16 protein-coding genes and 2 tRNA genes are annotated in these 19,273 nt (G+C 72.3%); 5 read left to right on the top strand and 13 right to left on the bottom strand.

The genetic code is table 11. The features are described from left to right. Positions 1-55 precede the first annotated feature (55 nt). Entirely contained in the window at positions 56-2,854 is a 2,799-nt protein-coding gene (locus ACQPXD_RS44165; RefSeq protein ID WP_432829052.1) for an RICIN domain-containing protein, read from the top strand. 16 nt (positions 2,855-2,870) lie between these two features. Here the strand turns inward: ACQPXD_RS44165 and ACQPXD_RS44160 are convergent, their stop codons facing one another. After that, positions 2,871-3,830 (bottom strand): pirin family protein, encoded by a 960-nt coding sequence (locus ACQPXD_RS44160; RefSeq protein ID WP_432829050.1) that lies wholly within the window; start codon positions 3,828-3,830, stop codon positions 2,871-2,873. 829 nt (positions 3,831-4,659) lie between these two features. Here ACQPXD_RS44160 and ACQPXD_RS44155 point away from each other — a divergent pair. After that, a complete protein-coding gene (locus ACQPXD_RS44155) occupies positions 4,660-5,226 on the top strand; it encodes a hypothetical protein (RefSeq protein ID WP_432829048.1) in 567 nt (188 codons plus the stop codon). 3 nt (positions 5,227-5,229) lie between these two features. Here the strand turns inward: ACQPXD_RS44155 and ACQPXD_RS44150 are convergent, their stop codons facing one another. Together ACQPXD_RS44150 and ACQPXD_RS44145 are read right to left on the bottom strand one after the other, a co-directional pair. Then, positions 5,230-6,255: an ROK family protein gene (locus ACQPXD_RS44150; protein WP_432829046.1), complete on the bottom strand. Its 1,026-nt coding sequence runs from the start codon at positions 6,253-6,255 to the stop codon at positions 5,230-5,232. An 84-nt stretch (positions 6,256-6,339) separates the two neighbouring features. After that, positions 6,340-6,942: a cysteine hydrolase gene (locus tag ACQPXD_RS44145; protein ID WP_432829044.1), complete on the bottom strand. Its 603-nt coding sequence runs from the start codon at positions 6,940-6,942 to the stop codon at positions 6,340-6,342. 64 nt (positions 6,943-7,006) lie between these two features. On the opposite strand from ACQPXD_RS44145, the gene ACQPXD_RS44140 reads away from it, so the two are divergent. After that, entirely contained in the window at positions 7,007-7,837 is an 831-nt protein-coding gene (locus ACQPXD_RS44140) for a phosphoribosylaminoimidazolesuccinocarboxamide synthase (protein ID WP_432829042.1), read from the top strand. Position 7,838: 1 nt separating this feature from the next. Here the strand turns inward: ACQPXD_RS44140 and ACQPXD_RS44135 are convergent, their stop codons facing one another. Next, the gene (locus ACQPXD_RS44135) at positions 7,839-8,765 is read right to left on the bottom strand and encodes a proteasome assembly chaperone family protein (RefSeq protein WP_432829040.1); all 927 of its coding nucleotides are present in this window, start codon (positions 8,763-8,765) and stop codon (positions 7,839-7,841) included. Between the two features lie 51 nt (positions 8,766-8,816). Further along, positions 8,817-9,434: a TetR/AcrR family transcriptional regulator gene (locus ACQPXD_RS44130; RefSeq protein ID WP_432829038.1), complete on the bottom strand. Its 618-nt coding sequence runs from the start codon at positions 9,432-9,434 to the stop codon at positions 8,817-8,819. An 82-nt stretch (positions 9,435-9,516) separates the two neighbouring features. Here ACQPXD_RS44130 and ACQPXD_RS44125 point away from each other — a divergent pair, with 82 nt between their 5' ends. Further along, positions 9,517-10,437: an SDR family oxidoreductase gene (locus ACQPXD_RS44125; RefSeq protein WP_432829036.1), complete on the top strand. Its 921-nt coding sequence runs from the start codon at positions 9,517-9,519 to the stop codon at positions 10,435-10,437. Between the two features lie 173 nt (positions 10,438-10,610). Then, positions 10,611-11,348: a TetR/AcrR family transcriptional regulator gene (locus ACQPXD_RS44120; RefSeq protein WP_432829034.1), complete on the top strand. Its 738-nt coding sequence runs from the start codon at positions 10,611-10,613 to the stop codon at positions 11,346-11,348. 679 nt (positions 11,349-12,027) lie between these two features. Here ACQPXD_RS44120 and ACQPXD_RS44115 read toward each other — a convergent pair. The 8 genes from ACQPXD_RS44115 to ACQPXD_RS44080 form a co-directional block, all read right to left on the bottom strand. Then, entirely contained in the window at positions 12,028-13,395 is a 1,368-nt protein-coding gene (locus ACQPXD_RS44115; RefSeq protein ID WP_432829032.1) for a vWA domain-containing protein, read from the bottom strand. Then, positions 13,392-14,570: an AAA family ATPase gene (locus tag ACQPXD_RS44110; RefSeq protein ID WP_432829030.1), complete on the bottom strand. Its 1,179-nt coding sequence runs from the start codon at positions 14,568-14,570 to the stop codon at positions 13,392-13,394. The genes ACQPXD_RS44115 and ACQPXD_RS44110 overlap by 4 nt, the downstream gene beginning before the upstream one ends. Before the next feature lie 34 nt (positions 14,571-14,604). After that, positions 14,605-16,119: an ankyrin repeat domain-containing protein gene (locus ACQPXD_RS44105; RefSeq protein ID WP_432829028.1), complete on the bottom strand. Its 1,515-nt coding sequence runs from the start codon at positions 16,117-16,119 to the stop codon at positions 14,605-14,607. Next, positions 16,116-17,228, bottom strand: a complete 1,113-nt coding sequence (locus ACQPXD_RS44100; RefSeq protein WP_432829026.1) for a gala protein — start codon at positions 17,226-17,228, stop codon at positions 16,116-16,118. Before ACQPXD_RS44100 ends, ACQPXD_RS44105 begins: the two co-directional genes overlap by 4 nt. After that, complete coding sequence (locus ACQPXD_RS44095; RefSeq protein ID WP_432829024.1) at positions 17,222-18,457, bottom strand: SDR family NAD(P)-dependent oxidoreductase; 1,236 nt, start codon at positions 18,455-18,457, stop codon at positions 17,222-17,224. The genes ACQPXD_RS44100 and ACQPXD_RS44095 overlap by 7 nt, the downstream gene beginning before the upstream one ends. Before the next feature lie 50 nt (positions 18,458-18,507). Next, positions 18,508-18,584: transfer RNA gene (locus ACQPXD_RS44090), tRNA-Met, on the bottom strand. A gap of 205 nt (positions 18,585-18,789) precedes the next feature. Continuing rightward, a tRNA-Ala gene (locus ACQPXD_RS44085) sits at positions 18,790-18,862 on the bottom strand. Further along, positions 18,853-19,260: a VOC family protein gene (locus tag ACQPXD_RS44080; RefSeq protein WP_432829022.1), complete on the bottom strand. Its 408-nt coding sequence runs from the start codon at positions 19,258-19,260 to the stop codon at positions 18,853-18,855. Before ACQPXD_RS44080 ends, ACQPXD_RS44085 begins: the two co-directional genes overlap by 10 nt. Between the last annotated feature and the right edge of the window lie 13 nt (positions 19,261-19,273).

Genomic DNA, 19,273 nt, shown 5'->3' with positions numbered 1-19,273 from the left:
TGCCGGCGGTGCCGTTGCCGGGGCCGCCGCTGTGGGTGGGGTGGCCGCGGCCGCGGTGCGGACCGTCAAGACGGTCACTGCCGGAGGGCGCGGCGGGCAGTACACGCCGAATCTCGCGCCGCTCAAGGCGACCCCGTTCCTGAAGCTGCCGCCGGGGGCGGTGCAGCCGCGGGGGTGGATCCGCAACCAGCTCAACATCGAGGCCGATGGGCTGTGCGGGCGGATGACCGACGTGTCGGACTACCTGGTGTACAGCAACTGCGGCTGGGTGGATCGGACCAAGGACGGGTGGGAGGAACTGCCCTACTGGCTGCGCGGGTTCGGGGATCTCGGGTACGTCACCGGCAACACGCGCATCCTGACCCTCGCCAAGCAATGGGTTGACGGGATCATCGCCAATCAGGGGTCCGATGGGTTCTTCGGGCCGGATCGGCATCGGACCAGTCTTGAGGGCGGGCCGGACTTCTGGCCGCACATGCCGGTGCTCGACGCGGTGCGCTCCTACGCGGAGTACAGCGGCGACACGCGGATCGTGCCGTTCATGCGCAAGTACTTCCAGTTCCAGAACGCCCAGCCGGCCGCGGTGTTCAACCGCAGCTGGGCGGCGCTGCGCTGGGGCGACAACATCGACAGCATCTACTGGCTCTACAACCGGATCGGGGAGAGCTGGCTGCTCGACCTGGTGCGGAAGATCCACGCGGGGTCGGCCGACTACACCAGCGGCATCCCGAACTGGCACAACGTCAACCTCGCGCAGGGGTTCCGGGAGCCCGCGCAGTACGGCCTGCTCGACCCCGACCCGAAGTACCCCCAGGCGACCTACAACGACTACGCCACGGTCATGGGGCTGTACGGCAACTTCCCCGGCGGAGGGTTCGCCGGGGACGAGAACTGCCGCACCGGGTACACCGACCCCCGCCAAGGCTTCGAGACCTGCGGGATCGTCGAGTTCATGCACTCGCACCAGATGCTGGCCCGGATGACCGGCGACTCCGTCTGGCTGGACCGCTGCGAGGACCTGGCGTTCAACTCCCTGCCGGCCGCGCTCGACCCCGCCCAGCAGGGGCTCCACTACATCACCAGCGCGAACAGCATCGCGCTCACCAACGCGACGCTGACCCAGGGGCAGTTCCAGAACGGGTTCCCGATGCTCGCCTACATGCTGGGCATCCACAACTACCGCTGCTGCCCGCACAACTACGGCATGGGCTGGCCCTACTATGCCCAGGAGCTGTGGTTCGGTACCTGGGACAACGGGCTGTGCGCGGGGATGTACGGCGCCTCGCAGGTCACCGCCAAGGTCGGCGCGGCCGGCACCACGGTCACGATTGTCGAGGACACCGACTACCCGTTCTCCGAAACCGTGACGCTGACCGTGAGCACGCCGGGGCCGGTGAGCTTCCCGCTGTACCTCCGAATCCCGGGCTGGTGCACCGCCGCGCAGGTGCGGGTGAACGGCGTGCTGGTCACCGGCACGGTGCAGTCCGGCTCGTTCGTGATCGTCGACCAGACCTTCAACAACGGTGACGTCGTCACGGTCACGCTGCCGATGCGCACCACCGTGCGGACCTGGGCCAAGAACGGCAACGCGGTCAGCGTCGACAACGGGCCGCTGAGCTTCTCGCTGTCCATCGCGGAGCGCTGGGCGCGCATCGGTGGCACCGACGCCTGGCCCTCCAATGAGGTGTACGCCAACTCCGCCTGGAACTACGGGCTGCTGATCGACCCGAACAACCCGGGCGTCACCGTCACCCGCAAGGCCGGGCCGCTGGCCGCGAACCCGTTCACCCGCGACGGCGCGCCGATCTCGCTCGCCGTCACCGGCCGGCGGATCCCCAACTGGCAGGCCGACGCGGAGGGGATCGTGCGCACCCTGCAGCAGAGCCCGGCCCGCTCCACCCAGCCGAACGAGACGCTGACCCTGCTGCCGATGGGCGCGCAGCGGGTCCGGATCACCACGTTCCCCCGGATCAGCGACGGCGCCGACGCGATCGACTGGTCGATCCCGGCCACCGCCACGGCGTCGTGGTGCTGGGGCGGCGACAGCGTCGGCGCGATCAACGACGGCAAGGTGCCCAGCAGCTCCGCCGACCAGAGCATCCCGCGGCTGACCTGGTGGGACCACCTCGGGACCAGCGAGTGGGCCCAACTGTCGTACTCGACGCCGATCAACACGGGTGCGGTGTCGCTGTACTGGTTCGACGACACCGGCGCGGGACAGTGCCGGGTGCCGCAGTCGTGGCAGCTGCAGTATCTCAACGCCACCGGCCAGTGGACCGCGGTGAGCGGGGCGTCGGCGTACGGCACCGCCCTCAACACCTTCAACCGGGTCACCTTCAACGCCGTGACGACGTCGGCGCTGCGCGTGGTCGTGCAGCTCAAGGCCGGTGTCTCCGGCGGCATCCTGGAGTGGCGGGTCGAAGGCACCACGGCGCCGATCCAGTGGCTTCGGATCCAGAACAAGAACAGCCTCAAGGTGCTCGGCGTCTCCGGCATGTCGACGGCGAACAGCGCGAACGTCGTGCAGTACGACGACAACGGCACCGCCGATCACAACTGGCGGCTCATCGACGCCGGCTCCGGATGGTACAAGATCCAGAACCAGAACAGCGGGAAGCTGCTCGCGGTGCAGGACATGTCGACGGCCAACGGCGCGTTCGTGCAGCAGTTCGACGACAACGGCAGCGCCGACCACCTGTGGCGGCTCGTCGACAACGGCGACGGGTGGTACCGCATTCAGGTGCAGCACAGCCTGAAGGTGCTGGGCGTCTCCGGAATGTCCACCGCCAACAGCGCCCAGGTCGTGCAGTTCGACGACAACGGCACGGCCGATCACCTGTGGAAGTTGCTTTAGTTTTGGCGGTACCGTTCTAGCTTTTGCGGTATCTGGGGCGTGGCAACAGCCGGGTGGTGGGCAGCGGCGGCGCGGGCAGCGGCGGCTCGCCACCCGGCACGGCGGCGAAGCGGTCCGCGCCGTTCATCCAGTCCTCGCGGGCTTCGGCGATGTCCTCGTGGGAGCGGCCGACGAAGTTCCACCACATGACCAGCTCCTCCTCGAACGGCACGCCGCCGAGCAGGAACAGGCGGGCGGGACGGTCGGCGGCGAAGGTCAGGCGGTCGCGGTGGGCGCCGAGGTACAACAGGGATCCCGGCCGCACGTCGACGCCGTCGACGGTGGCCGTGCCCTCGGTGACCACGACGGCGTGCTCGAAGTCCGCTCTGACCCGCAGCTCGAGCCGCCCGTCGAGCTCGACATCGGCGCCGAGCAGCTCGCTGTACACCTGAGCCGGCGACGTCTGCCCCTCCAGCGCACCGACGGCGATCCGGATTTTTGCGGATTTGTCCGAAAATTCGGGTAGTTCCGGGATGTGCTGGAAGGCCGGCGGGCGGTGGCGTTCGGCGTCCGGCAGGGCGACCCACAGCTGCAGGCCGTGCAGGATCGGCGGCTTGTCCGTCGGCGAGTTCTCCGAGTGCGCGATGCCCCGCCCGGAGGTCATGATGTTGAGCTGGCCGGGGTAGATGACCTGGTCGGAGCCGAGGCTGTCGCGGTGGCGCACCTCCCCGCCGAGCAGCCAGCTCACCGTCTGCAGCCCGATGTGCGGATGCGGCGGCACCCGCATGCCGGGCCCGCCGGTCACGTCCTCGGGTCCGAAGTGGTCGAGGAAGCACCAGGCCCCGACGGTCCGCCGGGTCTTGTTGGGCAGGCTGCGCCGGACAACCGTGTACCGCCCGAGCGGCACGTCCCGGCCCTCCAGCAGCTCGGCCCGGGCGCCGGTGTCGGTCTCGACGGGCAGTCCCGCCTCGGCGGCTTGCGCCTCCAGATTGCTCACCCCCCGATTCTGCACGCTCGCGACCGACCCGTTGACGCGCCCGGCTGGCTGCCGGTCGGGTCGTCCCGTCCCGGCTGCGCGAACCGGGCATCGCCGCCGAGCCCTGGGGTGGGGCACGACGGTCATTTTGCGGGCGGCGCAGTGGGTCGAAGTTTCGGACATTTCGCCTGGCAGGCGAAATGTCCGATCGGCGCGTGGCCGGGGTGGGCGGAATGTCTCCGTGATCATGATGCCCGTCGTGGCTGCACCACGGGTTTGCCATGATCCCGGAGACTTCTGGTACACGGGAGTACATGTTCGCTCCGTGATCATGAAAAACCGTTGGTGTCGGTGCCGGATGCGCATGATCGTGGAGACTTCTGGTCGGTGCGCGGTGCGCGGTGCGCGGTGCGCGGTGCGGCGGGCGTGGGCGTGCGGCGGAAGCCAAGGGCTGGCCACCTCATGCGCCACGCCGGCGGACGTGACCGACTGGCCTGCTCGTGGCACCGCCGGCCTGGTCGGGACAATCGTTCTGGATGATGATAAATCGTGATATGTCCGATAAGTCGTGGCGCGCCAGCGCCCGACTTATCGGACATATCGGGGGTCGAGGTGGGTGCGGCGGGAGAAGCGGGCGCGGCAGCGCCCGGTCCTTTTGTTCTTGGCGCCGCGGAGCTGGCAGGGCCAGGGCCAGCGAATGCTGGGCCCCGGCCCGGTGTCTGACGGGAGCAACGGTCGTCAGTTGCGCGGGCCGGAGCAATAGCTCGGATAAGTCATGACACCTCCGGCGTCACGACTTATCCGACATTTCGTATATGCGGCGTTAGGTCGGCGCGGTAATTTGTCCGATGTGGTGGGACTTGTCGCCGCGGTCCTCGCCGTGCTCGTGGCCGGGGCGGGGGTGTATGTGGCGTGGCGCGCGCTGCAGGCGGTCCGGCAAGGGGCGGCGGCGGTGGCCGAGCTCGTCGCGGGCTATCGGGAGGCCGAAGACCGGGGCGACGCCGAGCGGGTGTGCGCGTGGGCGGTCAGCGAGCGCGAGACGTTCGAGCGGATCATCACGCGCGGTGTCGTCGGGGCGGCGGTGCGCAATGCGGGGCAGGTGCCGGTGTACGACATGGAGATCGTCTTCCGCGATCCGCCCGCCGCGTGGACGGCGGTCCGGCGGGTCAGGATCGTGCCGCCGGCGCAGGACCCCGAGGTGTACGCCGGGTTTGACCAGGAGGAGACGAACGGGCCCGTCGACCGCGACCGGATCAACGACGACGGCACGATCCGGCTCGCCCCGTCCGCCGACATGCTCGTCGAGCTGCGGTTCACCGACCCGCGCGGGCGGCGGTGGCAGCGCGACGACCAGGGGCGGCTGAGCCTGCTCGCGGAGAACGTGGCGCGGGCGCCGGCGCCGGTCGAGGCCGGCTGAGCCTCAGATCACCACGGTGCCGGCGGCGGCGATCGCGGCGCCCCGGGCGCCGGCCATGTCCAGCTCCGGGACCAGCGCGAACTGCGCCACCTTGACCTGCTCGTCGCGCAGCAGCGTGTGCGCGCGGACGCGGGACAGGAACCAGTCGCGGAAGTGCGGGGCCGCCTCGACCACGCCGCCGCCGACGAAGTAGCAGTCCGGGTCGGTGAAGTTGGCCGCGATCGTGAACAGCCGGCCGAGGCCCATCGCCTGCTGCTCGAAGATCTTCAGGGCCAGCCCGTCGCCCTGCTCGCCGAAGCCGCGGACCTGCTTGGCCGCCGCCTTGATGGTGTCGGCCTTGTGCAGCGGGTGGTCCGGGAAGCGGGTCAGCCAGTAAGGCAGCAGGTTGCGCACGATGCCGGTCAGCGACGAGACGCTCTCCACATCGCCGAGGAAGCCGCAGCCGCAGCTGGGCAGCGGCTGGCCCTCCTCCAGCAGGCCGTGCATCGGGATGTGCACGTGGCCGAGCTCGCCGGCCATGCCGGCCGCGCCCTTGATGACCTTGCCCTGCTCGATGACGCCGCCGCCGAGGCCGGTGCCCACGATCGCGGAGACCGACGAGCGGGCGTGGGCGTTGGCGCCGAAGTACTCGTGGTGGGCGTAGAGGGCGGCCGCGTTGCCGTCGTTGTTGTACACCACCGGGAGCCCGAGCCGCTCCTCCAGCGCGCCGCGGAAGTCGAAGCCCCACCAGGCGGGCTGCGAGAAGTTGGTCGCGCCCTTGGAGGAGATGACGCCTTCGGCGCTGGCCGGGCCCGGCGTGTCGAGCCCGACGGCGACCACCCGGGAGCGGTCCACCTTGGTCACGGCCAGGATGTTGTCGAACGCGCCGGCGAGGGACTCGACGGCCGCCGCGGGCCCGTCGAGGACCCGGCTGGGCACTTCCACCAGGCCGTCCACGAGGAACGCGCCCTCGTGATCGAGCACCGTGGCGTTGTTCGCCGTGCCACCGTTGTCGAGGCCGACAACGACCCAGTCCTTCGCCATCACCATCGTCCGACTCCCTGTGAACCAATCACGCGGCATGCACGCTACCGCGCGGGTGGAGCTGACTCCACACCGCGCGGCTGTGCGCGCTCACAGCTGGGCGGTGAACTCCGCCGCCGGCATCGGGGTCGAGAACATCGGGAAGTCGTACTTCAGGGCGTTGTCGTGCTCCTCCTGCGAGGTCGCGGCCACGCAGTCACTCAGCGTGATTACCTGGTAGCCGTGCTCGTAGCCGGTGCGCATGGTCGACTCAACGCAGCAGTTGGTCAGGAACCCGCCGATCGCGATCGTCGTGATCCCCTTGCTGCGCAGGATGAAGTCGAGGTTGGTGCTGGCGAACGTGTCGAGGCCGCGCTTGCCCTCCACGACGATGTCGCCCGGCTGCGGGGCGAGGTCGTCGGCGATCTGGGCACCCCACTCGCCCTTGACGAACGCGTTGCCGTCGACGACGCCCTTGAGGATGCCGTACGGGTGCGAGGTGATCTCGTTGTACCCCGGGGCGAACATGATCGGCGCGTGGATGATCGTCACGCCGGCCGCCCGGGCGGCGGCGACGGCCTTGCGGGTGTTGGCGAGCATGTCGGTCTTCTCCATGACGGCTTCCACGGCGCCGTGGAAGGCGCCGCCGTCGGAGACGAAATCGTTCTGGTACTCGATGAGCACGAGGGCGGTCTTGGCGGGTTCGATGGTCATGGCGGTCCTCCTCGTGAACAGGGTGACGCAGCTCACCCTACGCCGCCCGGATAGGCTGACCGGCGTGGAACTGCTGCACTCCGGCAAGGTCCGGGACGTCTATGCCGACGGCGACGACCTGATCCTGGTCGCCTCGGACCGCATCTCCGTCTACGACGTGGTGCTGCCGACGCCGATCCCGGACAAGGGCGCCGTGCTCACCCGGCTGTCGCTGTGGTGGTTCGAGCAGCTCGCCGACCTCGTGCCCAACCACGTGATCTCGGCGACCGACGTGCCCGCGCGGTTCGCCGGCCGGGCCATCCGCTGCCGGCGGCTGGCCATGCTGCCGGTCGAGTGCATCGCCCGCGGCTACCTGGCCGGGCTGGGCCTGGCCGAGTACAACGCGCACGGCGAGGTGTCCGGAGTGCCGCTGCCGCCGGGGCTGGTGGAGGGCTCCCGGCTGCCCGAGCCGGTCTTCACCCCGACCACCAAGGCGCCGGTGGGCGAGCACGACGAGTTCGTGACCCTCGATGAGGTGCGCGGGCAACTCGGCAAGGATCTGGCCGACGAGCTGCGCGAGTTGACGTTGAAGGTGTACTCGCGCGGAGCCGCCCTCGCCGCCGAGCGGGGGATCGTGGTGGCCGACACGAAGCTGGAGTTCGGCCGGGCGCCCGACGGCACGGTGGTCCTCGCCGACGAGGTGCTCACCCCCGACTCGTCGCGCTTCTGGCCGCTGGAGCAGTGGGAGCCGGGCCGCGCCCAGTTCTCGTTCGACAAGCAGCTGGTCCGCGACTGGTCGCTGCGCAGCGGGTGGGACAAGACCGCACCCGGGCCCGAGGTCCCGGACGACGTCGTCGCCCTGACCCGGGCCCGCTACGTGGAGGTCTACGAGCGGCTCACCGGCACCGCCTGGTGACTCAGCCGCCGAGGGGAGGCTCATCCCCGCGGGTGTGTTCGGCGAGGAAGCGCTCGAGCTCGGCGCCGATCTCGTCGGCGGTCGGCAGCGGTGCCGGCGACTCGGCCAGCAGATTGTTGTTGCCGGCCCGGCCGCGGGTGTAGGCGTCGTACTGCTCTTCCAGCGCCCGCACCAGCGAGGCGGCCTCGTCGGCCTGGGCGATCTGCATGTCGATCTCGGCCCGCACCGACTCGGCCGCGCCGCGCAGCTCGTCGAGCGGCACCTGCAGGCCGGTCGCCTCGGACAGGCAGGACAGCAGCTTCTCCGCGGCGGCCGGGAACTCCGCCTGGGCCACGTAGTGCGGCACGTGCACGGCGAAGCCGAACGCGTCGCGGTCCTGCTGGCCGATGCGGAACTCGAGCAGGTGGCCGGCGCTGGCGGGCACCTGGACCCGCTGCAGCCACGGCTCGAAGCCCGCGATCAGGTCGCGGCTGGTGCCGTGCGCGGTCACGCCGGTCGGGCGGGTGTGCGGCACGGCCATCGGGATCGCGTTGAGCCCGACCGTGGCCCGCACGTCGAAGCGCTCGATCAGCTCGAGCACCGCCCCGGTGAACCGCTCCCACTGCAGATCCGGCTCGGGGCCGTCGAGCAGCAGGAACTCGGTGCCGGTCGCGTCGCGCAGCACCCGCAGCAGCAGCTGGGGCTGCTCGTAGTGCTCCCAGTGGTCCTCGATGAACAGCATCGCCGGGCGCCGGCTGCGGTAGTCGTAGAGCTGGTCGAGGTCGAAGGTCGCGATCGTGCGCGGCGAGCCGACGGTGAGCAGGTGCTCGCGGGCGAGGCGGCTGGCGTTGCCGGCGTCGACGAAGCCCGTCAGCGCGTGCACGAGCACCGGCCGGTCGACCGCCGGCGGGTCGTCTGTGAGCTCGTAAAGTTCGCTGGGGTTCAGCACCGCAACGAGTCCCTTCCTCTTTTTAGTCGTGCAACCCGTCCGTACGTCCGATCATTCCATCTGACTTTTCCACGGGTTTGTGAGGATCGCGTATACCAGCTCGTCCACGGCCGGAGTGAGTGAGGTGAATGATTGTCCGGCGCCGGTGTACGGATCGCAGACCTGCATCATCATCTCGTGCACGCCGCCCACCAGCGCGATGGCCAGCAGCGGCGCGAGCGGCGGGATCGACGGGTCGGCGGCGCGCGCCCCCTCGACGACCTCGACCAGTGTGTCGGCGAAGCGGCGCTGCATGCGCTGGTGCAGCCGGAACGCCTTCGGCCCGGCCGCCTGGATCTCGACCAGCAGTGTGCGGGTCGTCGCGGGCATGCCCTCCATCGCCGTGAGGTACGCGGTGACGCCGTCGTTGACCATCTCCCGCCACGGCCGCCCACCGGCGCCCGCGGCACCGCGCACGACCTCCAGCAGTTGCTCGCAGCCCTGCTCGTACAGGGCCATGAGACACGCCTCCTTGTCGGCGAAGTGCTCGTAGAAGGTGCGCTTGGACACCCGCGCGTGCATGACGATGTCGGCGATCGTCGTGGCCGCGTAACCCTTCGCGGCGATCGCCTCGGCCAGCCCGCCGGTGAGGTCGTGCCGTAGCTCCTCGGCGGTCCTGGTGCTCGTCATGCGGTTTCCCCCGCCTTTCGCCACAATGCGTACGGGTGTAGTTTGCCTGGTACTGGACGGTACCGCCGATGGGAGGACCGCGGTGAAGCACAGCTTGTCGGGGCAGGTGGTGCTCGTCACGGGGGCCGCCCGCGGCATCGGGGAACACACCGCCCGCCAGGCCGCCGCCCGAGGCGCCCGGCTCGCGCTGGTCGGCCTCGAGCCCGAACGCCTGGAACGGCTCGCCGGCGAGATCGGCGCGGTCTGGTTCGCCGCCGACGTGACCGACCAGACCAGTATGGCCGCCGCCGTCGAGGGCGTCCTCGCCGCCTACGGCCGCATCGACGCCGTCGTGGCCAACGCGGGCGTGGCCAGCCGCGGCACGGTTTCGGCCGGTGACGTCGAGGCTTTGGTACGTACCGTCGAGGTGAACCTGATCGGCGTCATGCGCACGGCCGCGGCGTGCCTGCCGCACCTGATCGCCGCGCGCGGGTACCTGCTCATCGTCGCCTCGGCCGCGTCGTTCGCCGCGCTGCCCGGGATGGCGGCGTACTGCGCGTCGAAGGCCGGCGTCGAGCACTTCGGCAACGCGCTGCGCCTGGAGGTCGCCCACCACGGCGTCGCGGTCGGCACCGCGCACCCGTCGTGGGTCGACACCGACCTGGTCCGCGACGCCAGGGACGACCTACCGGCCTTCAAGGACACCCTGACCCGCCTGCCGCCGCCACTGGGCTCGACCACGTCGGTGGAGCGCTGCGCGGCCGCTTTCACCGACGCTTTGGAACGCCGCCGCCGCAAGGTCTTCGTGCCCCGCAGCGTGATGCTGGTGTACTGGCTGCGCACCTTCTTCAACAGCCGCCTGGTGGAGAAGCAGGTGGAGCGCCAGGCCCGGCGGGGCGTGCCGCTCATGGAGGAGCAGGTCCGGACGCTGGGCCGCGGCTTCGGCACCCACACTGCCGCTCCGCTGCCGGCCCGCCCCGAACCGCCGTCCCCCGGCTTCATCGCCCACCGCTACCACCGCTGAACGCTCCGATCGTCGGCCGCGTGTGTGGGCCTGTGTTGGGGGTTGATCGCGGACCGTTTGTGTGGGGTTTGCATGCGGGCCGTTTGTGTGGGGTTTGCATGCGGGCCGTTTGTGTGGGGCTTGAATGCGGACCGCTGTCACCGTCGAGCCTGATCGTGCGTCAGACTACGGACATGTCCGCGTCCCGGCCGCCGATCTGGGCACGCCCGGAGCCCAGCGCCCGGGCCCCCCGCTTCAGCCGCGAGCGCATCGCCGCCGCCGCCCTGCAGATCGCCGACGCCGAGGGCATCGAGGCGGTGTCGATGCGCAACGTCGCCGCCCGCCTGGGCGCCGGCACGATGACCCTCTACAACTACGTGGAGACCAAGGACGAACTGCTGGCCCTCATGGACGACGCCCTCATGGCCGAGGCCGTCGTGCCCGAGGGCGACCTCCCACCCGACTGGCGCGAGGCGGTCGCCACCATCGCGAGGCGCACCTGGTCATTGCTGGCCCGCCACCCGTGGGCGATCACCGTGGGCCAGGGCCCGTCCGTCGGCCCGAACGCCATGCTGCACTTCGAACAGAGCCTGGCCGCCCTGTCCGGCACGGGCCTGTCCACCGAGGCCAAGCTCGACCTGCTCGCGGTAGTCGACGCCTACGTCTTCGGCAGCGCCCAGCGCGCCGCCGACGCCCACGACCGCACCGAGACCGACCCGGCGGTGGTCGAGGGCATCGTCGCCTACGGCCTGGCCCAACTGGCGACGGGCCGCTACCCCCACACCGCCGCCCTACTCGGCGACCGCGACCCCCGCGACCCCGACGCCCCCGGCCCCCCGACCACCGCCGACGCGTTGGCCGCCCAGTTCGAACGCGGCCTGCAGGTAGTCCTGGACGGCGCCGCCGCCCGCTGGTTCACCACAACCCACTGACCACCCGCCCGCTTCCTCCCGACATCGGCGTGCCCCACGCGGCTGGCATGTGCGCGCCCCGGCGCAACTCGACTTGAGGCGCGGCTTGGTGTGGCCCGGCCCGGCCCGGTGTGGTTGGCCTGGCCTAGTTTGCCGCGGCCCGGCCCGGCCCGGCCTGGCCTGGCCTGGCCTGGCCTGGCCTGGCCTGGCCCGGCGCGGTGTGGCACGGCCCGGCGCGGTGTGGCGTTGCCCCGGCGCGGTCCGGCCCCGGTGTCGCGCCGCGCGTGGTGCGGTGGGCGCGCTGGCCGCTGCGGAGCACGGCGTAGCGACCGGAAGTCTCCGTGATCATGCGCAACTGGCACTGACACCAACGGTTTTTCATGATCACGGAGTGTTGATGTACCCCCGTGTACCGAAAGTCTCCGGGATCATGGAAAACCCGGTGTGCGGTCACCGCGGGCATCATGATCACGGAGACATATGTCCGCAAGATGTCCGACCCGGCAGCGCAGATCGGATGGTCCGCCCGACGGGGTGCGACACCCGCAACGCCCACCCGACCGCGCCACACCAGGCCAGGCCAGGCCCCGGGCCAGGCCGCACGTCAGGCCGGGCTGCGCCGGGCTGCGCCGGGCTGCGCCGGGCTGCGCCGGGTCGCGCAAATGCAAACCGCGCGGGCCGGGAGGGGCGGGGCGGGGGGTCAGGTGGGGCTGGTGGAGTGGCTGGGTGTGTCGGTGATGTGGATGGCCTCGATCCAGGGTGGGGGTTGGGGCGGGTTCGCGCCGACCAGGCCGGCGATCAGGCGGCAGCCGGTTGGTTCGGCCGGCCAGGGGGTGGCGCCGTCGGTGAGGACGACGATGATGGTTGGGGGGTCGGGCGCGGAGCGGGCGCGGGTGATGCCGACTCGCATGTCGGTGCCGCCGCCGCCGGCGAGCTGGACCTGGGCGGTGTTGGTCACGCGGGTTACGGCGTGCACGTCGGCGTCGCAGGCCAGGACCGTCACGCGGTTGCCGCGGATGCCGACGGCGCGGAGGACGCCGGTCACCTCGGCCAGGGCGGCGGCCAGGTCGCCGGCGCCCATCGAACCCGACGTGTCGATCACGATGGCCACGCGCGGCAGTGGGCGGCGCAGGCTGGGCAGGATCACGCCGCGCAGGGCGGCGCTGCGGCGGCCGGGGCGGGCGTAGGTGTAGTCGACCGCGCCGCTGGCCCACGTCACGGCCTGGCGTAGCGCGCCGGTGAGCAGGCGGCGCCAGTCGATGACCGGCTCGGCGATCTCGTCGGCCCAGCGGAGCCAGCCGGCCGGCACGTTGCCGCGGGCTCGCTGGTGGGCGCGGACCGCGTCGGCGGTCTGCCGGCGGATGGCGTCGGCCTCGACCTCGCGCACCCCGGGCGCGCCGTCCAAGCCGCCGAGCTCGCCCGCCACCGCCGCGCCGTGGGCGCCCGACCCGCACTGCAGGTGCAGGATGGTCGAGCGGGGGATGCCGGTCAGATACTCCTCGAACAGCCGGCCGCCCGGCAGCCCGAACGTCTTGGGCTCGACCCGGTCCGCCGGCAGGGCGAGGCCGTCGGTGACCAGGTCGTCGTTGATTTCGCAGTCCTGCGCGAGGTTGACCCGATGGTGGTCGTGCCGGTCCGCCTGCGGCAGCCGGTCGGCCCGGCCGTGATGGTCGCGCAGCAGGTGTGCCACCTCGTGGATCCAGACCCCGCCCAGCTCGTCAACGGGGTGGCCGGCGACGAAGTCAGGGTTGACGTAGAGGCGCCAGTGCCGGTCGACGCCCATCGTCGGCAGGTGCCACGACGGGACGACCGACAGCGCATACAGCGCCGACGCCAGATACGGCCGGTTCCCCGCGGCCTGATACCGCGCCGCGAGCAGCTTCGTCCGATCCAGCGCCTCCCTGGCCGCAGAGGCCGGCGATCCGGGCGATCCCGGCGCGGCGGGCGGTCCCGGTGGTCCGGGCGGGGCGGGCGGTCCGGGCGGGGCGGGCGGTCCGGGCGGTCCGGGCGGTCCGGGGGTGGCGGGCGCGGCGGGCGGTCCGGGGGTGGGGGGTGGTGGGGAGGTCATCGCAGGGCGCCGGAGAGGCGGAGGATGTCGATGAAGGCGTCGATGGTGGGCGGGACCGGCCAGGTGCGCTCGCGCATGGTGGCCAGGTCGGTGGCGGCGCGGGCGGCCACGTCGGGCACGCCGGCCTCGACGGCCTTGGCCAGGACCGTCCAGGCGGCCTCCCAGCGGGCGCGGCTGGTGTCGGACTGGACCGCGGAGACGACCGCGGTGAGGAAGGCGAGCTGCCGGTCGCCGCGCTCGGGGAGGGCGAAGGCGTCGGGGTTGGCCAGGACGCGGTTGGGGTCGGGCAGGTCGAGCTCGTCGAGATAGTTGATCAGCTCCAGGCCGGTGCCGTCGCCGATCGCGCCGATCAGGGCGGTGGACAGTGCCTCGCGGGTGGCGTCGCTGGCCAGGGCGAAGGTGAGCAGGCGCAGCGCCATCTCCCAGGTGCGCGGGGACGGCCAGGCGCCGCCGCGGCCCTCGGCGTCGGCGGGGAGGTGGTGGGTGAGGCCGGGGCGGGCGGTCAGGAAGCCCGACAGCGTGCCGCGGGCCCGGGCCAGCGCGGAGCCGGCGCGGCGCGGGTCGATGCGGGGGATGTCGGCGGTGGGCCAGGTGCCGGCGAGGCCGCGGGCGACGATCGCCGGGTCGTGGGTCCAGTGCAGGTGGACGAACCGGTTGGCCAGCGGCGGGCTGAGGTGCCAGCCGTCGGCGGCGCTGGCCGGCGGGTTGGCGGCGGCGACGACCCGGATCGCGGGCGGCAGCTGCAGGCTGCCGACCCGCCGCTCCAGCACGACCCGCAGCAGGGCGGCCTGCACGGCCGGCGGGGCGGAGGACAGCTCGTCGAAGAAGACCAGGCCCACGCCGTGGCGGGTCAGGCGGACGGCCCAGTCGGGCGGGGCCATCGGCACGCCCTGGGTGGCCGGGTCGTCGCCGACGACCGGCAGGCCGGCGAAGTCGGACGGCTCGTGGATGCTGGCGATGACCGTCTCCATCGGCACCTCGAGGCGGCCGGCGAGCTGCTGCAGGGCCGCCGACTTGCCGATGCCGGGCTCGCCCCACAGCAGCACCGGCAGGTTTGCCGACACGGCCAGCGCGAGGGCCTCGAGCTGGGTGTTGTCGCGCCGCTCGACCCGGGTCGCGCGGGTCGCGGCGAGCAGCTCGTCGGCCGCCGCCAGCAAGGTCACTGCCTCGGTCATGCCGCAGAGATTAGCCCGGGGGTACGACGAAAAATCAGCCCGGCAGCAGCTCGTCCAGGAACGGCAGGTCGTCGCGGCGGTGGCGGGTGTAGGCGTCGGCGATCGAGTCGAAGACGTTGTCCTCCGCCGTGACCAGGGCGCCGGCCGCGAGCAGCGCCCGGACGAGGTCCGGCGAACCGTCGCCGTGCACGGCGGTGTGCAGCGGCGTGCGGCCGCGCCGGTCGCGGTCCTCCAGGTCCAGGCCGGCGGCGAGGAGCCGGTCTAGCAGCGCGAGCGCGCCGCCCGGGTCGTGCGCGAAGCAGGGCAGCAGGTGCAGCAGCGTGCGGCCGTGCGGGTCGCGGGCGTGCGGGTCCACGCCCGCGTCGAGCAGCGCCACGACGCCCGCCAGGTCGCCGTGCACGGCGCGCATCATGAGGTCGGTGCGCTGCGCCTCCAGCCGCCGCGGCAGCGGGACGGACCGGTCGCGCCAGCCGGCCGCCGCGGCGAAGCAGCCGTGCAGCTCGCCGCCGAGGGCGCGCAGGGCGTCCTCGCGGCGGCGCTCCTCGTCGTCGTGCGGGATGTGCAGCCGACCGGCCGCCCAGCCGACCTCGTGCCACCGGCCGCCGCAGCGCACCCGCACCGGCGCCGGATCGGCGTCAGGGCGGCGCGGGGGCACGGGCGCGGCGAACGGTTCCAGCAGCGGGCCGATCAGCGGGTGCAGGTCGGCGGGGGAGAGCAGGCCGAGCCGGACCAGATGCAGATCGACCGGCCGCAGCAGCGCCCCGATCGCGACGCCGGGCTCGGCGCGCCGGTCGGTGCGCAGCCACTCGCCGCGCGGCCGATCGGTGTCCAGGTCGCGCAGGCGCAGCTCGTAGTAGTAGTACCCGAGCGGGATCGACGCCTCCGTCCGGCCGGTGGCCCGCGCGGCGGCGAGCAACCGGTCCGGGTCCGCGTCCAGGGCCGCGGCGTTCGGCCGCAGAGTGCTCTCCGGAAAGCGCTCGCCCGTGGGCGGCATCGGCACGTCGACGCCCGCGGTGGCCCACGCCTCGTCGATGCGCCCGGCGTCCTGCAGCGCGAGCACCTCGGCCGCGCGCGGGCCGCAGGTACGCCGGATCAGCTCGCCGGCCTCGCGCGCGTCCCACCGTTCGCGGCTGGCCGACCAGTCGTACTCGCCGTGGAAGTACTCCTCGTCGGCCGGCCCCTCGCCGGCGAACAGCGCCATCCGGGACACGGCCAGGCCGACCCGCGGCGTGGCGACGGCGAGCATCCGGTCGCCGCGGCGGGCCAGGACGATCAGCTGCCGGGGCTCCGGGGTGGTGTCGCCGCGGGCCGGGCTGCGCGGCAGGTGCCAGCGGACCAGGTCGGGCGCGAGGTGGGCCAGGTCGTCGGCGAACTCGGCGAAGTCCTCGGCCGGGCCGCGCACCTCGATGCCGGCCGCGGTGCAGGCGGCGCGCCAGTCGCCGGCCAGCCGGGCCGCGGTCGCGGCGGCGATCATGGCCGGGGGTACGTCGTAGCGGCGCACCCGCCGCCACACCCCCAGTTCGCTGCGGGACACCAGCGCGCTGGTCACCGGTAGACGCTCACGATCTCGCTGGCCAGCGGCGGCTCGCCGGCGGGCAGCAGCTCGGCGAGGGCGCGCTTGACCCGCCGCGGCACGTCGGGGCCGAGGGTGAGCCGGCGCAGCGCGGTCCGGCCGCCCTCGACCGCGGCGAGCAGCAGCTTGGCGCCGCGGCCGCGCACGCCGGTGTGGCGCAGGTCGAGGCGGCGCAGGCCGGTGCCGGGCAGGGCCGCGGCGAGCAGTGCCGCGCCGGGGTCGCAGACCGTGTTGTCGAGCGCGCCGAGCACGCGCAGCGACTGGGGCCGGCTCAGGTCGAGGCTGTCCAGCAGGGGAAGCCGCTCGGCCACCGGTCCGATGTCGGTCAGGCCGTTGCCGCCCAGGCCCAGGGTCGTACCCCCAAGGGATAAATCCGACAGAATCGCGGAAATTCCGTTATCTCCCAACCGATTGGCCGCGAGGAACAACCCCGTCACGCCGCACGATGCCAGCAGGCGGCCGAGCAGCGGGGCGGACGACGGACCCAGCCCGTTGCCGCCGAGGAAGACCCGGGTCACCGGCACCGGGCGGGCAGCCAAGGCGTCCACCAGCAACGACAGTCCGGAATCGGACAGGCCGGTGTTGACCAGGTCGAGCGTTGAGATGCCGGTGTTGGTGCGCAGCATCGCGGCCAGGGACGCCACGCCCGCGTCGCCGAGCGGGTTGCGCTTGAGCCACAGCGCGGTCACGGTCGAGTCCTCGGCGAGCCGCTCGAACAGCGGCTCCGCGCCGCCCGCGTCGATGGCGTTGCAGCCGAGGTACAGCGTCTCGACCCGGTGCCCGGGCCGCAGCGACGCGGCGAGCGCGGCGGCACCGGGCGCGCCGAGGCCGTTGGTGCCCAGCAGCAGGTGCACGGCGTGCGGCGAGCCGACCACGCGGTCCAGCACGCGGGTCACGCCGTCCGCGCCAAGGCCCTGTTTGCACAGGTCGAGCCGCCCGTCCGGCTGGAGGGTGCCGAGCGGGAAACGCTCGGTGCCGGCCACCCCGGCGGGGTCGGCCAGCCGCGTCAGGAGAGGCTCCAGCAGCGTCAGATCCGCCGGTGGTACGGCCGGTGCCGACACGACCGGGCACGCGATCTCTACCACTGCACCTCCCGGTAGTCCTTGAGGAACACACCGTGCACCGGGTCGCCGTGCACGCCGCGGACGATCGGGTCGTAGACCCGGGCCGCGCCGTCGACGACGTCCAGCGGTACCCGGAAGCCCTGCTCGTGCAGCGCCTGCCGGGCCGCCTGCGGCCGCTCGTCGGTGACCCAGCCGGTGTCGACGCTGGTGACGTGGATGCCCTCGGCCGCGTACTCGCCCGCGACGGTCCGGGTGAGCATGTTCAGCCCGGCCTTGGCCATGTTGGTGTGCGGATGGTTGGCGGTCTTGTTCTCCCGGCTGAAGCTGCCTTCCATCGCCGAGACGTTGACCACATACCGGTCGGGAAACGGCGAGGCGCGCAGCAGCGGCCGCAGCCGGGCGACCAGCAGGAACGGCACGAAGGCGTTGATGACCTGCACCTCCATCCACTCCCGCGGGGTCACCTCGTGCAGCTTGAGCATCCAGCTGTTGACCGGGCGCAGGTCGAGCGGCTGGCCGGTCTCGTCGAGCGCGCCGGCCGGGAAGAGCAGCTCGGCGGCCGACGACGGCAGGGCGGGGCGGCCCTCGGCGGCGTTGAGCTCGCGGTAGTACGACGCGGGCCGCTGGATCGTCTGCGCGGCGTTGTTGATCAGGATGTCGAGGTGGTCCCAGCGCTCGGCGACCGCGTCGACCAGCCCGACCACGCCGGGCAGGTCGAGAAAGTCGACGCCGTGGACGTGCAGCCGGGGCAGCCAGCCGGCGGCGTCGGGAACTCCCGCGAACCGGCGCCGCGCGTCGCGCGGGAACCGGGTGGTGACGATCACTTCGGCGCCGTCGCGCAGCAGCTTCAGCGCCGTCTCGAAGCCGATCTTGATCCGGCCGCCGGTGACCAGGGCGCGCCGGCCGGTCAGGTCGCACCGGGCGGTGCGCCGGGCGAGGCTGCCCGCCGCGCACTCGGCGCACAGCTGCGGGTAGGCCGCGGGCACCGTGCGATAGGGGGACTTGCACACGTAGCAGCGTCGTGGACGTACCAACTCGGCATCATCGGCGGCAGGGTCGGTCAGCAGCCGCCGGTCGTGCGTGCCGGCCGCCGCGCGCCGAGTGCTCTTCTGGCGTTTCTTGCGGCCTTTGTACGCCACGGAGACGGCCTCGTGCACCGCCCTCGCCCCGTCGTCCCCGGGATCGGCGTCGCCGACGGCGGCCAGCACCCGAAGGCACGCCTCGACGTCGGCGGGGTCCAGTTGCGGCACCGCAGCATGGTATCCCCGCCCCGCACGCCGGCCCGGCGGGGTTTTCGCGGTGCGGGCCGGCCGGAATCGAACCGGCGTCCTCGCGAATTATGAGTCCGCGCGCGACGACCTCTGCGCTACAACCCGCAACAGGCAGGTTACAGGCAGGCTGACCCAGCGAGTGAAAAGGCCGTGCCAGGGGTCCGAGCGAAGCGACGGTGTGCCGAGCGCAGCGAAGGCATGGGGGGTAGCGGGGTGGGAACCCCCCGCCCAGCGAGCGAAGCGAGTGGCAAGCATCCGGTGAGCCCAGGCGAGCAGCCCCAGCTGCGAGCAGGGTGCACCGCGGAACCGGTCAAGGTCGGTCGGAATCGAACCGACGTCCTCCAGCCTGCTGCGCCGGCGCGACGACCTCTGCGCTACGACCTTGCCGGGGCGTAGTTTACGGGTCGGGTCCGCGGGTGGTAGAGCTGGTGCAGCACGAAGGTGTTGCCGTCGGGATCGGCGAAGCTGGTGGTGCGGGAGAACGGGCTCTCCTCGATCGGCGAGTCGAAGACGATCCCGCGTTCGGCCAGCTCGTCGTAGGTCTTCTCGATGTCGTCGGTGTCCAGCACGATGCCGTGCATCGAGCCGGGCGGCATGGTGGGAAACCAGGTCACGAGCGTGAACGACGTCTGACCGTGCCGGGGCGCCACCTCGACCCAGCGCTGCTCGCCCTCGGCGTTGTCACTGACGAGCTCCCAGTCCAGCGCGTTGACGTAGAAGTCGCGGGCCCGGTCCTGGTCGCTCACCGGGATGGACACGATCTGCACGTGGTCGATGGGCATGGCCGGCTCCTCG

Source organism: Dactylosporangium sp. CA-092794, assembly GCF_050948465.1.
Lineage (GTDB): Bacteria > Actinomycetota > Actinomycetes > Mycobacteriales > Micromonosporaceae > Dactylosporangium.
The sequence above is the reverse complement of the archived record's forward strand: the minus strand, read 5'-3'. Positions and strand labels throughout refer to the sequence as shown.